The sequence below is a fragment of the Streptomyces zhihengii genome (assembly GCF_016919245.1).
Taxonomy (GTDB): Bacteria; Actinomycetota; Actinomycetes; order Streptomycetales; family Streptomycetaceae; genus Streptomyces; species Streptomyces zhihengii.
Genome location: NZ_JAFEJA010000002.1, coordinates 2,114,912 through 2,128,563, shown reverse-complemented (window position 1 = coordinate 2,128,563; position 13,652 = coordinate 2,114,912). Strand labels below are relative to the sequence as shown.

Genomic DNA, 13,652 nt, shown 5'->3' with positions numbered 1-13,652 from the left:
GTGTGCGACTTGATGGTGCCGGCGGCGACCGTGGTGGTCCAGGGCGCGGTGTTGGAGAGGCTGGACGCGCCTGGGCCGGAGTTGCCCGCGGCGGTGGCGACGAACACTCCGGCCGCGGCGGCGTTGCGGAGCGCGACCTGCGCCGGGTCGTTGTACACGCTTTCGAACGCGGCGCCGAGTGAGTAGTTGATGACGTCCACGCCGTCGGCGACGGCCTGGTCGATGGCGGCGACGATGTCGCTGGTCAGACCGCCGTCCGCCTGGCCGTCCTTGCTCTGCCAGAGGGCTTTATAGACGGCGATGGTGGCTGCGGGGGCCACGCCGGAGACGGTGCCGAGGTTTTCACCGCCGGCCGTGGCGCGGACGTTGGCGTTGCCGGCCGCGGTGGACGCCGTGTGGGTGCCGTGGCCTTGGCTGTCGCGCGGGGAGACGTATCCGCCCCGGTTGGACTCCGGAACGGCGTCGAACCATGCCTTGCCGAAGTAGCGGGCGCTGATGACTTTCTCGTTGCAGTCCGCGGCGGTGAAGCTGTCGCCGGTCTGGCAGGTGCCCTTGAAGGTGGCGCCGTCCGCCTTGTGCATCACGGTGGTCGTGCCCACGCGGTAGGGGCGGTGGCGGTCCTTCGTGCCGGGTTTGCGGGAGCTCAGGGCCGGGGCGTCGAAGGAGGGGTTCTCGGGCCAGATGCCCGTGTCTATGTCGCCGATCACGATGCCCTTGCCGGCTTCGGCGGTTCCGCCGAGGGCCTTCCACAGTCCCGTGCGGCCGGAGAGTCCGAGGAAGTCGGTGGAGTTCCGGTCGTCGGTGGCGTGGTGGAAGCGGTCGGGGGCGATGTGCACGACGTTCCCGGTGTGGGCGAGGCGCACCAGTTGGCGAGCGTCGAGCCGGGCGCTGAAGGTGTTGGTGGTGACCGCGTAGTGCTGGCGGACGGTGGCGCCGACCTTCTTGGCGACGCGGTTCTGCTGGTCCGTCAGGTGGGTGCGGTACCGCTTGGCGGCGGCCGATGCGACATCGAGCTTGCCGCCCTCGGCGGGCTTCGTGGCGGGGAGGTCACCCACCCCGCCGTCGTAGGTGACCAGAGGCTCGTCGGCGAGGGTGACCAGGTAGGTGCCCGTGGCGGATTCGGCGATCGGGGAGGCGGCGGGAACGGCGGTGGCGGCCGTGGCGAGGGGAAGGCTGAGCGCGGCAAGGGCACTGGTGAGCAGGGTGGCAAGGGCGGCTCGCCGGTTGCGCGACGTTCTGCGCGGCAGGAGTGACACGGACTCTCCTCATGGAATTCCACGCACGCCGGAGATGACGAGCACGGATGCTCGCCTGCGGCGTGCGCTGGGGGCGGGAATCTCCGAACCGCCTGGCACCGGGCGGTGACTGACGGGAAGACCGGGACGAGTGAACGCTCTCTCTTCCCCGTATGAGGTGGTGTGACTGGCAGGAAAGACACTCACGATCACACCTGTCATGCATGCGGCAGGCAGGTTGGGCGGTTGAACACACCGGGAATCCCGCGGAGCGGGAACCGGGCCGCCCCCGCGCATGCGGTGGCTTCTGCGGCCGGAGCACCCGAGCGGGGCTCCGGCCACGGGAGCACTGGCGGTGGGTGGGATCGGTCAGCCGATGGTGATGCCGTCGAGCAGGAAGATGGTGGACAGATAGGTGTCTTCGGTGCCGGCGAACTCCAGCTTCACCGTCTGCCCCTTGTAGGCGGACAGGTCGACGGTCTTCTGGACGTATCCGGAGCTCGCGTTCGCGTTGGAGTAGGTGGCCAAGGTGGTGCCGTTGACGTTGACCTTGAGGGTGTCGTAGGCGATGGAGCCGGTCTCCTGGGTGGAGACCTTCAGCCAGAAGGTGAGCTTCGGGGTGCCGGTGGAGGGCACCGCGACGTTCGACTGGGACAGGGACTCGATCGCGTCGGCGCCATAACCCATCATCCAGGCGTACCAGGACCCGTCACGTGCGGCCTGCAGGGGCGAGTTGGTGATGATGCTGTCGCTCTGGGTCCAGCCGCTGGTGCCCTGTTCGAAGCTGCCGTTAATCAGCGCGTTCCCGCTGGGGGGCGTGGTCGGCGAAGGAGTCGGATCGGTCGGGGAGGGGGTGGGGGTGCCGGTGCCGGGGTCGGGCAGTGCGGTGCCGACGCTGACGGCGGCCCACGCCTTGGAGACGAGGTAGCGCTCCTGGGAGTTGCTGCCGTACAGGTCGGCGGCTGCCTGCAGGGTGGCGGTGCGGGCGCCGGCGTAGTTGGTGGTGGAGGTCATGTAGGTGGACAGCGCCCGGTACCAGACCGCGGCCGCCTTGTCCTTGCCGATGCCGCTGAAGGTGTCGTTGTTGCAGGTGGTGCCGGTGTGCGAGCGTCCGCCGATGGTCTTCGTGCCGGTGCCCTCGGCGGCCAGGTAGAAGAAGTGGTTGCCGATGCCGGAGGAGTAGTGGACGTCCACCGAGCCGGCGCCGGAGGTCCAGCAGGACAGCGAGTTGCCGTCGGCGGCGGGGTTGTCCATGCGGCGCATGTAGCCGCCGGACATGTTGAGCTTCTCGCCGATGTAGTAGTCGCCCGGGTCGCCGGTGTTGCCGGCGGAGAACTCGACCATGGTGCCGAAGATGTCGCTGGTGGCCTCGTTGAGGCCGCCGGACTCGCCGGAGTAGGTGAGGTTGGCGGTGGCGGCGGTGACGCCGTGGCTCATCTCGTGGGCGGCCACGTCGAGCGTGGTGACCGGGGTGTTGCTGTTCTGCGAGGAGCCGTCGCCGAAGAACATGCAGAAGCAGTCGTCGTCGTAGAAGGCGTTCAACAGGCCGGTGTCCACGTGGACGTAGGCGGGGGCGCCGCTGCCGTTGTTGCGGATGCCGGAGCGGTTGAAAGAGTTCTTGTAGTAGTCCCAGGTCTTGGCCAGGCCGTAGGAGGCGTCCACCGCGGCGCTCTCGCGGCTGGAACTGGTGCCGTTGCCCCAGGAGTTGGTGGTCTTGGAGAAGGGCCGGGCGTTCTGCCTGGGGTTCGACTGGGGGCTGTTGTACGAGTCGTAGACGATCGTGCCGCCGTGCGCGGGGTCGGTGAGGGTGTAGCCGCCGGCGGTCTGGGTGGTCTCGATGGAGACCTGGCCGACGGTGACGCCGTTGCCGGTGCCCGTGACGTTCTGGTGCAGCTCGTACTGGTCCAGCGCCGCGCCGGTGGTGGCGTCGACGATCACCGCCTCCCGCGAGGTGGGGCCGGTCTCGCCCTCGCCGGTGACGGTCGAGCGGTAGGCGAGGACGGGGATCTTGCCGACCGCGTACACCACCAGGGTGCTGTCCTTGCTGCCGGCCTTAGCCTTCTTCACGTGCTTGGCGTGCTTCACGGCCTTGGCGGAAGCGTCGTCGGCCGTGAGTTTCGGGGTGGTGCCGGCGATCCGGATCGCGCCCTGGTGCGCCAGGTTCGAGCCGGTGATCGTGCCGCCTTCGGTGAGGTGGACCACCAGGTCGCCGCCGATCACCGTCAGGCCTCTGTAGGTGCGGTCGTAGCGCACGTGCCGGGAGCCGTCGGCGTCGATCAGCACGTCCTTGGCCACCAGGCGCTCGTCGGGGCCCAGGCCGAGTTCGCGGGCGGTGGCGGCCGCGTTCCTGCCGGCCGTGCGTATCGCCTCGCTCCGCGCGTCGGCCGTCATCGCCCGGAACCCGGCGCCGGGTTGGGCGACGGAGGTACCGGCGGCCGCGGTGGGCCGGGGACCCGCGGCGGTGGACTGGGTGGCCACCATGGTCACGGAGCCCAGGGCGAGGGCTGCCGCGACACCGGCTGCCAGGGCGTTCTTGCGGTTCATTGCAATCCTTCCGCCGGGCCTGTCGGGGAAATGCCGCAAAACGTCATCTACGGTGCGGGGGGCGTTCAGCAGTGGTTGGCTCGGCTGTGGCCATGAGGCTAGGGACGCGGGAGGCAGCCGACATCAGGGCAATCCCTTGACCTGGACGGGGAGGCCCCGTGGGCGCACCATGGCCCGATGCCAGACTCTGCGATGTGGATCAACGCGTCCCACGAGGCCGGTGCCGTGCTGCCGGTCGTGCCGGAAGACGGGCCCGTCGCCCGCCGGGTGGTCCTGTTCGGGCCGCCTGGCAGCGGCAAGACCACCGCGGCCGGTGCCCTGGGGCAGCGGCTGGGCTTGCCCGTTCTGCGTCTGGCCCCCCGTCCGCAGGACGCCCGGGTCCCCGGCGCCGGGCTCCTCGAACTCGCGCTGGCTCTACCGGCGCTGCCCGCAGCGCGGGAGCTGACGGCTGCACTCGACGACGCCGCCGATCGGCCGGGTTTTCCGGATGACGCCGGCCGGGCCCTGCGGCTGCGACGGCAGACCGCCGTCCTCCTGCGGGAGGCGCCACCCATGACCCTGGTCGTGGACAACGCCCAGTGGCTGGACCCGGCCAGCGCTGCCGTCCTGGACTGGGCACTGCGCGCGACCCCGGACCTTCCCGTCATCGCGGCCGAGCGCACCTGGCGCCCGCAGGCCGGAGGCCACTGGTGCGGGGAGGACACGCACGCGGTACGCGTTCCGCCCCTGACGGCCTCTCAGGTCGCGATGCTGCTCTCCCCGTACCGGCTTGCCCTCCGCGAGGTCACGTGCATCCATGCCCGCAGCGGCGGGAACCCTGCCCTGGCCCTGGCGCTGGCCGACGCCTCGCGTCCCCTACCGGACCGGGACGGTGGAAGGGAGTCGGCCCTGCCGCCTACGGCCCGTCGGCTGGTGGGCGAGTGGCTGGACGAGGTACCGGCCCAGGTACAGGAACTGCTGACGTTCGCCGCACTCGATGATCGGCCCGGCCTCGAACTGCTCGGCCGCCTCGCCGGCCCGGCAGCCGAGGCCCTCCTCGCCCAGGCCGAGGCAGCGGGGCTGCTCGAGATCGGGCAGCCCAACGGGACGGTGCGGTTCACCGCCTCCGCGATCGGCACCGAACTCGTGGCGCGGCTGCCGGGTCACGCGCGCCGGCTCCTCCACGCCCGGCTGGCCGAGGCCAGTCGTGACAGCGTCCGCCGTGACCGGCACACCGCGCTGGCGGCCGATGCCGACGACCCGCAGTCGGCTCTCCACGCTGCCCGTTCTGCCGTACGCGCCCGGCAGCGCGGCGACCACGCACTCGCGGCAGAGCTCTCCTTCCTCGCCGCCCAGCGCACCCCGCACGACGATGGCGACCTGCTCACCGAGCGGGCCCTGACCGCCGTACGCGACGCCGCCCACTACGGCGACCTCCCCCGCGCCCGGGCCGCCGCCTGCCTTGTCCTGAGCCACGACACCACCCCGGACCAGCGCGTCGACGCCCTTGTTGCCCTGATCGACGCGAGCGGCCAGTACCTGCACAGCGCGGACGAACTGTTCGCCGACGCACTTCACGCGGCGGCCGGACGACCCGACCTCACGGCACAACTCCTCATCCGCAAGTCCATCTGGGCCAACGTCAATGAGGGCGATCCCCGCCGGGCGTGCGACCTGGCCGGACGTGCCACTGCCCTCGCCGAGAGCGCCGGTGACATGACCACCACCGCCATGGCCCTCACGATGCAGGCCCGTCTCCAACGCGTCCTCGGACACCCCGACGCCGAGACCACGCTCAGCCGAGCCCTGTCCCTGCCACGCGCCGCTTCCGTCCCGGCCAACGGCACACCCCAGCACCTCGCCGCCCGGCACGCCCTCTTCGATGACAACCCCGAGGAGGCCCGTACCGCGCTGCTTCCCCTGCTCGTCGAAGCCGAGCGGACCGGAGACACCGAGGCGACCGTGGACATCCGGCGCAGCCTCGCCGAGGCCGAACTCCGCGCCGGACGGTGCGCCAGGGCGCTCGAACACGCCCACCGCGCCCAGGCACTGACCGACGAGACCTCCCTGTCACCCGCACCGGCGTGCTACACCTCCACCCTCGTCGAGGGCACCGCTTGTCGCACCGACATCGCCCTCCTCCACGCACGCCGCGGAGTCGACACCGCCCGGCAGGAGGACAACAAGGTCTTCCTCTCCCGCAACCTCTTCGCCCTTGGTCACCTTCTTCTGGTCACCGGCCGTCCCAAGGAAGCCCTGGAGGCCCTGGAGGAAGTGCGGTATTTGGAGGGACTCCAGCAGGTCCGCGACCCGTCCGTCCTGCGCTGGCATCCCGAACTCGCCGAGACCCTCGTCACCCTCGGCCACCTGGGCCAGGCGCAGAGCCTCCTGGACGAGACTCGCCGCACAGCGATCGATCTCGGCCGTCACACGGTCCTTCCTCCGCTCGAACGCACCCAGGCGCTTCTGGACGCCGCCCGCGGCGACTACGACACCGCGGCCCGGCGCCTCAACGACGCGGCCGACCGCCTTCGCCACCTCCCCCTCGAACGCGGCAGGACCCTGCTGGCGCTCAGCCACACCGAACGACGCGGACGCAGACGCGCCAGCGCCCGCACCGCCGCGCACAGCGCCATCGACCTCTTCACCACCCACCAGGCCCACCCCTGGGCCGAAGCCGCCGCGCGCACCCTCAGCCGACTGGAAGCCGCCCCCACAGACGACAACGCCCACCCCCTCCTCACCTCCGCCGAGCAGCGCTGCGCCGAACTCGCCGCCGCCGGAGCGAGCAACCGCGACATCGCCACCGCCCTCACCGTCAGCGTCAAGACGGTCGAAGCGACTCTCACCCGCGTCTACCGGAAACTCGGCCTCCACTCACGCTTCCAGCTCGCACACACCGTCACTCCAACACGTGAGTGAGCCACCCAGGCGGCTGCGGGAGCCCGCCCGGGTCCAATAGTGGCCCGGGCGACCTGCCGCTCTGTCCCGGACCCGAGGCGTGGCGGCGGAACCCTGTTCGGCTGAACAAGCCTGCCGCCGGCAGGCGGAAGGCCTCCGATCCTGGGGATGCCGTTTCGCGGTCACGGGGTGACAGCTTGCTCGGTCGCCCGCGTCCAGGTGTTCATGATGATGAAGGTCTTGGTGCCCTCCACCTTGCCGGTCCGGCGTACGGCGTTGATCACCTGCTGAAGATGCTTCACGTCCCGGACTCGGAGCTTGAGCAGGGCGTCGGAGGTGCCGGCGATGCTGTGGCTCTCCTCCATCTCCGGGATGCTCTCGGCGATGCCCTGGATCTCGTCGCTGTCGGTAGCCCCGAGCAGGCGGATCTCGATGAACGCCTGAAGCATGCCTGCCTGGCTGTCCTCGATGACTGCGGTGTAGCCGCGGATCACCCCCTCCCTCTCCATGCGCTCTATGCGGCGAGCGCACGGTGCCGCCGAGAGTCCCACAGCACGTGCGATCTCCGACACGGGCGCTCGCCCGTCCTTGCGGAGGATGTTCAGTATGTGGCGGTCGATCGCATCCACGGCCAACTCCCCGAATCATGCGCGCCACGCACAGGTCACGCGCCGAAAGCTCCCTAGCTCCCTACAGGTCGAGTGAATCACGCTCGACATGTGCGTGATGATGCCCGGCCTGTCGCCGGGAGGACGTCGCCCTGTCATCGTCATGGCGTCCGGGTGATCCCCGGCAGGAGGCTCGTACCGGCCAACCCCTACGGCGCGGACTCCGTCCAGGTGACAGGTGCGCGGGCATCCCCGGCACCCCGCGGCCGGCCCCACATCCTGGGGCCGGCCGGGCACCGGACCAGGTCCACGGGCAACGATCATCGCGCAGGCCACACGAGCTGTCCTGGACAACATGATCACGAAGCTGCGCTGTACCTGATCTGAAGCCCCGTCACGACGCATGGTGAGCATCGGATCAGGGTGTCAACGGTATCGACTGCGCTTCGGGTCTCACGGTCACTAGCGCGGCCGGATGGTGTGATGTCGCCCGCCTCAAGTCCTGGCGGATCCTCCGCAAAGCCCGCTGCAGCCCCAACCGTATGTCGGCCATCGCCGCCACCCTCCTCACTCTGCAGCGGCAACGCTGAAAGTCCTCACTGATCGGCATGCTGTGCTCCCAGGACGGGCCGATGCTCTCCGCAGTGGTATCGGGCAATCATCGCCATGAGTTCGACGTACCGCTGGTCGCGGACAGGCGCGGTCATGACGGACTCAAAACCGTGACCGTCTCGCTCCGCCGCGGCCCAGGACCCTGCCGTCATGTAGGCCCAACTGCCGCTGCGGGGGCCAGGAGCCACAAGGAGGATGCGTAGGGCGGCGAGCCTCTCGCCGCTCCAGCCCGAAGTCGTCGTCGATGTCGCCGACAAGATGCCCTTCAAAGATGTCCCGGACTTGCGACTCGGCCGCCTCGGCGGCTCCCGCCTTCGTATAGCTCACCGCGCGAACATGTCGGACAGGCCGTCGTCCGCCTGCAGCTTCACCCTGCGTCATGTCCATCCGGTGCGACCGCGAATACACAGCGCCTCACCATGCGAGCCCACCGGTCCCCGGGCCGAAGTACGGACGCCGGGACGGCCTCACGCCGCGACAAGGTCCAGGACGGCTTCGCTGACGACGTGTACGTGGGTCCAGCCCCGGTGGGTCGCGCCGATGAGGTGACGCCATCGGCCCACGATGTCGGTGAACAGGAGGTTGCGCAGGTCGTCGTCGCTTGCGCAGGCGGCTGCTGCGCGGGCCGAGTCGGCGGTGGTGAGCAGTCGAGCGCTGGGGGCGGTCAGAGCGCGTTCGGCGGTGGTGAGGAAGCTGAGCGCGCAGGGGGTTTCTGCGTGATCGGCAACGCCCAGGGGGTGAGGAGCCGGGCGGTGGCCGTGAATCCGCGCGGGATGCGGGTGGTGACGGTCGGCGGTCGCGTCGGGGTTGTCGAGGATGCGGCTGATGGCCGCTGTCCGGTAGGCGACCTGGTTGAGGCGGACGATGAGCCGGTCGGTTTCAGCGGCGTGGCGGGCGGCAGCGCGCCACTGCTCGAGGGCCGTGGGCATGGACAGCTCCCATACTCGGCGCCCAGGGATGCTGTGTGGCCGAGGGGCGGGGGTGCCGGGCCGCCCTCTGAGGGAGGGGGTGGGGGGCGGCCCGGCGGCCGGGGGCTCGACCACGCCCCACCCCCGGGGGGTGGGCAGTGGGTGTGGGAGCACCTTCCGGCAGAACCGACACTGCCCGGGGCGGGGGCAAGCTCCGCAACCCCGGCCGGAGAGGGTGGGCGCAACCCGCTCCTCGCACCCGGGGGCGGGTTGCGCTCCTGTGGGTTGGGCCGGGGGTGGGGCCGGCGGACGTCAACGGGAGCTCAACGCAAGGGGGCTGAGGCACAGATCGCAGGGAGCGCTGCGGCCCTGAGGCACGTGGGGCGCGGCGGGCAGCGGAAAGCGCAGGTGGCCTCGTGCCCGGACGGATGTCCGGGCACGAGGCCGTTCAGGGGCGGGCGGCTCGTGGGGGTGCGGTGGTGGAGGAAGGTGGGCTGCTCTGCACGGGGGTGTGGTCAGGCGGAGGGGGCATCGAAGGTGAAGGTGGTCCCTCCGCGGATGCGGAGGGGCTTGTCGGCGGGGCCCTTGATGCTCATGGGCATGATTTCTTCGCGGTGCGTGTGGTGTTCGAGGGCGTCGTCACCGAGTTTGTGGTGCAGGTAGGGGTTCTGGCAGGTGTTGCGGCGGTAGGGCGGAACAGGCCAGCGGCATGACCACTGAACGGTTCGGCGGCCGTCTGAGGCGGCGTTGTCCCGTTCGGCGTCTCGGGCTGCCGGGCGGGCTGTGGCCGCGAGGTCGACGACGCGGACGGCTCCGTCGCCCACGCGGCGCGTCCGCTGTGTGTTTGCCTTGCTGGCCAGTTTCTTGCGGGCGGCGGGAGGCAGGGCGTGTCGCGCGGTCTCGGTGAGCTGTGCTTTGCCGGTCTGTTCCATCACCTGCCAGACGGTGTAGACGGTTGCGGCCCAGTGCTGCGGTGTGCCTGGTTGCGACGTGCCGAACAGCTCGCCTTCGGGCAGGACGAGCTCGTTGTGCCAGGACAGCGGGCCCCAGTGCTCGCGGTTGTTCTGACGGAACGCTGTGTCGGCCTGGTGGGCTTCGGCGGCGGTGATCACAGTGCCGTCAGGTCCGACGGCGACGGGCTGGCCCGGATCGACGCCGATCGTGTCGCCGGTACGCGGGGCGTAGAACGTCATCCAGATGCCGCAGAAGCGTGGCGGGTAGGGAAGGACATCGCCGTGGTGTGCCTGGCGGAGCCAGGTCACTGGTATGCCGTGGTGGGTGTCCTGGTCCCCGTCCCACAGGGACCATGATGCAGCCACGATCGGGGTGTGGATTACCACGGTTTCGCCGCTGGTGGTGCGGTAGGTCTCGATGTCGGAACCGATGGGATCGGCGAAGACCATCAGTCCTGCAGGGCTTGGGGGCCGGTGGCTGCTGATCGCTTCGCGCGGGGCTGATCCGGCGGTGGCGGCGACCGCGAGAGCGGTCGCGTTCGCTCCGATGCTGTAGGTGCGTGCCTGCTGCAGCCGGTCGGATTCGGTGATCATCAGCAGCTTCGACGACAGCTGGCCTGCGACGAGAGGAGCAACGTTCCAGTTCCTGTTGCGGAAGCTGAGTTCGAGCATGTTCTCGGTGAGATTGGATCGGGTGAAAGCCTCCTGACGGCGCTGCCAGTCCAGAAGCGTCAAAGGAGCTGGGGCACGCCAGCCGGTCGGGCGGGTGGAGGGGAAGGACATGATGCTGCGCTCCTGGTTCGAGGTGGTGACGGGCGGGGCCGGGCCGCGCGGGGGCGGGATGGTCCGCGTTCCAGGCGCGGCCCGGCCGGAGCCGGTCGCTCGCAGCTCACGACACGGGGGTTCGTGGCGGGCGTGTTCCGGCTGCGCCGACTCTGGCCCGCGGGCGGGATAGCCCCGCAACCTGTCGGCCGTGGCCGGGTGGACGATGGAAGCCCCGGGGCCGGAGGCGCGCGGCGGAGTGCCGGGCGGTGTCGCACCGTCTGGGCTGGCAGCTGGTGGGGTGGAGGAGCGGTCGGCAGTGGCACGGCCCGGCGCCCTGCCGTGTGGGCGGGGCGCCGGGCCGGGTGGGCCGGGGGGCCGGGTCAGTTCAGGAGGCCGGACAGGACGTGCAGGCCCCGTTGTGTGGTGAAGGTGATGGCGGGGTCGAGGGGTTTGACTGCGTACTTCCACTCGCGGTCGTGTTCGGTGAACAGTCCGGCCGGGCCGAGGTCCACCGCGAGGCGCGGAAGGCTGGTGAAGCCGTGTGCGGTGAAGAAGTGCCGCATGCGGTGTTCGTGGCGCAGGGCGAGTGCTCGGTATCCGGCGGCTGCGAAGTCGCTTTCCACCCGGGCGAGGATCGCTGTGGCGATGCCTTGGCGACGGTGGTCGTCGTGGACGGCGATCGTGTCGATGCTGCTGACTTTCTCGACGAGGGTGCGCCGGATGCGGGCGGGGATGCTCCGGTCGAGCATCCAGCGGGCCGGGCCGACGTGTACGGCGCCGACGGGCTGGTCGTCGAGGGTGGCGAACAGGAAGTGGTTCAGGCCGTGCGAGAACGGCGGGCGGACATCGGTGAGTGCCGCTGCGATCGTGTCCTTCAGGGCGGGGAGTTGATCGGCGGGCATGTGAAGGTCGACCAGCAGCGTCAGGTCGAAGAACGCATCGACCTCGTCAGGGCGCACCGCACGGATCACGAGACCCTCCACAGATGCCGGGGTGGATGCACACCCGGGTGCCGGGTGGGACGCTGCTTCACATCGCTGGGGTGCCGGTGCAGCGTGGGAGTTGGGGCTGGGCATGGCGGGGTGCCTTCCGGTCCTTCTCGGGAACGGGCCCACACCAAACTGGCCGGGCCCGGGGTACGGCCGGACCGTGACCGGGCGACGGGTTACCCGGGCAACACCCACGTCTCCCCCGGTCCAACACCCGACCACGCCCTCGCCCGGGCGGCACGAGAGGGCCGGTCGTACAGGGATACGACGCCTACGTCGGCCGCTGGTCCACGCGCGGCGGCCCCTGCACCGGGTGAAGGCGGGAGGCAAGAGGGAGGCAAGAGGGAGGCAAGGGCATGTCCAAGGCAACCGTATGTCGCTAGTGCCGGCCCCGCCGCGCGGAACACTGCAGCCCGGTGCGACAGGAGCCAACGGCCAGGCGGCGACAGTGCGGCGGCATCAGGCGGGTGCGGTTCAGCCGACGACGTGGCTGCCGAATCCGGCAGCCGTCAGCAGACCACAGCTGTACATCAGTCCCGTCACGACCGGCCCGGGCGTGACGGACCCGGTGCGCCCGGCGCAGGCTCCGGATAAATGATCAAGTGAAGCGGCTTCTCAGCGGTCACGAAGGGCGTGAGCGAATGGAGCACCACCACGTTGCAGGGCAGCAGTATCGACGCTGGGTAGCAGTGCTATGCGCCTGCAGGGTCAACGTCGCGGCGGCCGGTTGTCTCAGAGCGCGTGGCGGGAGTGGGGGCTGGGGGCGGCACGCCGGGGGTGAGGTCGCCGCGTGTGCGGGTGATCTTGTCGATCTGCCGCTGGGCGTTGTCGTCTGGCCGCGTGATGTTGGCCTGGCCGTGTTGCGCGGCTTGCATGCCGGAGTCGAACAGCGGGACGGGCGATTGGTAGTTGACGATCTCGGCGAAGGTGTCGGCGTCGATACGACCGAAGGCCAGGGCTGTTCTGGGAGCGAGCAGCTCGGGACCGTGGCAGCCCGCCCAGCCCGCGCACACCCGGCGTGCCGCGCTACCGCCGTCCGTCTGGTGGCATTGGAACAGTCCGCTCGGTTGGACACCGGTGGGATCGTCGTAGCGGATGAGTTTCGCGTACTCCTCGTGCGCCCAGATTCCCGAGGGCACGTCTCTGCGGTAGGGGCACGATTCACAGGGACGCGGCGCAGGTCCGCGCACCGGCACGCCGTGCATGTCCCCCGGCGCCCGCTTCGGCGGATTGGAGTCAGACACGAAGAGGCCCTTCGACGGTGTGATGTGCAGGTGGCCCTACTCTGCGCCTCAGCATCATAAGCCCGCTACGGCAGGCGGGCCCCGGGGTGTGCCTGGCGGGTCCGTGTACGGCCTGCCAGGCACGGATGCAGTGTGGCAGCCCTGCCCGGGTGTGCGAGCGAGAATGACCTGAGTGCTCGTGCCCTGCCCGGCTGCTTTGCGGTGCGGATCTGCCGTCCCATGGCGTCACGTGGCAGGCGGGCGCTCCGGGAGCGCGGTCTCAGGCGTCCTGTTGCGCGACGAGCAGTGTCGTGCCGCGGCTGCTGGTCCTGCGGACGGTCACCCCGGGCTGCAGGGCCTTCACGGCGAGCTGGAACCCGTCCCCGCCGTCGTCGCAGGATGACATTCCGCCCTGGGTGGCGAAGACAACGGGCTCGCCCTGCCCGGCGAGAAGGTATCCCCGCCTGCGATACCAGCGCATCAGCGGAAGGGCGCCGATTTGTACCTTGGCGAGCATCAAATGCACCCCGTCACTGAGCGCTGCATTCTCCGCCGCCTGCAGCAGGGCGGAGCCGGTGCCGCGACGGCGGTGAGCGGGGTCGACAGCGAGGAGTTCGATCTCCGCCACGGCACGCGCGAGGCGTGGCCGCAGCGCGGGGGAATGCCCCTCGAGCCACCGGATGGGCGGCGTGAGATACAGCATTCCGGCGACCGGGCCCGCCCCGGTCCTGGTGACCCAGCAGTGCCCGTGCCCGTAGGGCAACGGGATGCGGCCGCCGTACTCGTCGATCGCGGCAGCCAGAGGCTGCGACGCCGCCGACCGCCCGGCAGCCGCACCGGACAGGGCGAGCGCTCCGAGCGCGGCCACCGCCTGCCCATCCCCACGCACAGCAAAATCAGTCACTGCTCCTACGCCGTCATCGGTCACGGGGACA

At 70.4% G+C, this 13,652-nt stretch carries 9 protein-coding genes and 2 pseudogenes; 3 read left to right on the top strand and 8 right to left on the bottom strand.

The annotated features are described in order from the left end of the window. Positions 1-107: 107 nt before the first annotated feature. Positions 108-707 (bottom strand): annotated as a pseudogene (locus tag JE024_RS41505) (S8 family serine peptidase); the annotation flags it as partial. On the opposite strand from JE024_RS41505, the gene JE024_RS41500 reads away from it, so the two are divergent. Continuing rightward, positions 612-1,253 carry a hypothetical protein gene (locus JE024_RS41500; RefSeq protein ID WP_244883656.1) on the top strand — a complete coding sequence of 214 codons (642 nt, stop codon included), beginning with the start codon at positions 612-614 and terminating at the stop codon, positions 1,251-1,253. The pseudogene JE024_RS41505 and the gene JE024_RS41500 overlap by 96 nt on opposite strands. Positions 1,254-1,604: 351 nt before the next feature. Here the strand turns inward: JE024_RS41500 and JE024_RS36785 are convergent, their stop codons facing one another. After that, a complete protein-coding gene (locus JE024_RS36785) occupies positions 1,605-3,779 on the bottom strand; it encodes a M4 family metallopeptidase (protein WP_205378170.1) in 2,175 nt (724 codons plus the stop codon). Positions 3,780-3,956: 177 nt separating this feature from the next. Here JE024_RS36785 and JE024_RS36780 point away from each other — a divergent pair, with 177 nt between their 5' ends. Then, on the top strand, positions 3,957-6,680 hold the full coding sequence (locus JE024_RS36780) for a helix-turn-helix transcriptional regulator (protein ID WP_205378169.1): 2,724 nt from the start codon (positions 3,957-3,959) through the stop codon (positions 6,678-6,680). A gap of 161 nt (positions 6,681-6,841) precedes the next feature. Here JE024_RS36780 and JE024_RS36775 read toward each other — a convergent pair whose 3' ends face one another. Further along, the gene (locus tag JE024_RS36775) at positions 6,842-7,288 is read right to left on the bottom strand and encodes an Lrp/AsnC family transcriptional regulator (protein WP_244883505.1); all 447 of its coding nucleotides are present in this window, start codon (positions 7,286-7,288) and stop codon (positions 6,842-6,844) included. 464 nt (positions 7,289-7,752) lie between these two features. Between JE024_RS36775 and JE024_RS36770 the strand changes: the two are divergent. Then, positions 7,753-7,857 (top strand): annotated as a pseudogene (locus tag JE024_RS36770) (IS5/IS1182 family transposase); the annotation flags it as partial. A 489-nt stretch (positions 7,858-8,346) separates the two neighbouring features. Here JE024_RS36770 and JE024_RS36765 read toward each other — a convergent pair. The 5 genes from JE024_RS36765 to JE024_RS36745 all read right to left on the bottom strand — a co-directional run bounded on the left by JE024_RS36765 (position 8,347) and on the right by JE024_RS36745 (position 13,645). Continuing rightward, positions 8,347-8,808, bottom strand: coding sequence for a hypothetical protein (locus JE024_RS36765; RefSeq protein ID WP_205378167.1), 462 nt, complete (start codon positions 8,806-8,808; stop codon positions 8,347-8,349). 494 nt (positions 8,809-9,302) lie between these two features. Beyond that, on the bottom strand, positions 9,303-10,523 hold the full coding sequence (locus tag JE024_RS36760; RefSeq protein ID WP_205378166.1) for a hypothetical protein: 1,221 nt from the start codon (positions 10,521-10,523) through the stop codon (positions 9,303-9,305). A gap of 362 nt (positions 10,524-10,885) precedes the next feature. Further along, positions 10,886-11,476 carry a GNAT family N-acetyltransferase gene (locus tag JE024_RS36755; protein ID WP_244883504.1) on the bottom strand — a complete coding sequence of 197 codons (591 nt, stop codon included), beginning with the start codon at positions 11,474-11,476 and terminating at the stop codon, positions 10,886-10,888. A 710-nt stretch (positions 11,477-12,186) separates the two neighbouring features. Continuing rightward, positions 12,187-12,699 carry a DUF6283 family protein gene (locus JE024_RS36750; RefSeq protein ID WP_280521594.1) on the bottom strand — a complete coding sequence of 171 codons (513 nt, stop codon included), beginning with the start codon at positions 12,697-12,699 and terminating at the stop codon, positions 12,187-12,189. A 298-nt stretch (positions 12,700-12,997) separates the two neighbouring features. Next, positions 12,998-13,645 (bottom strand): GNAT family N-acetyltransferase, encoded by a 648-nt coding sequence (locus JE024_RS36745; RefSeq protein WP_205378164.1) that lies wholly within the window; start codon positions 13,643-13,645, stop codon positions 12,998-13,000. Positions 13,646-13,652: the final 7 nt, after the last annotated feature.

Bases quoted from the DNA above. Each gene is read 5' to 3' on its own strand.
- JE024_RS36785 (WP_205378170.1), bottom strand. From the start codon at position 3,779: ATGAACCGCAAGAACGCCCTGGCAGCCGGTGTCGCGGCAGCCCTCGCC.
- JE024_RS36780 (WP_205378169.1), top strand. From the start codon at position 3,957: ATGCCAGACTCTGCGATGTGGATCAACGCGTCCCACGAGGCCGGTGCC.
- JE024_RS36765 (WP_205378167.1), bottom strand. From the start codon at position 8,808: ATGCCCACGGCCCTCGAGCAGTGGCGCGCTGCCGCCCGCCACGCCGCT.
- JE024_RS36760 (WP_205378166.1), bottom strand. From the start codon at position 10,523: ATGTCCTTCCCCTCCACCCGCCCGACCGGCTGGCGTGCCCCAGCTCCT.
- JE024_RS36750 (WP_280521594.1), bottom strand. From the start codon at position 12,699: ATGCACGGCGTGCCGGTGCGCGGACCTGCGCCGCGTCCCTGTGAATCG.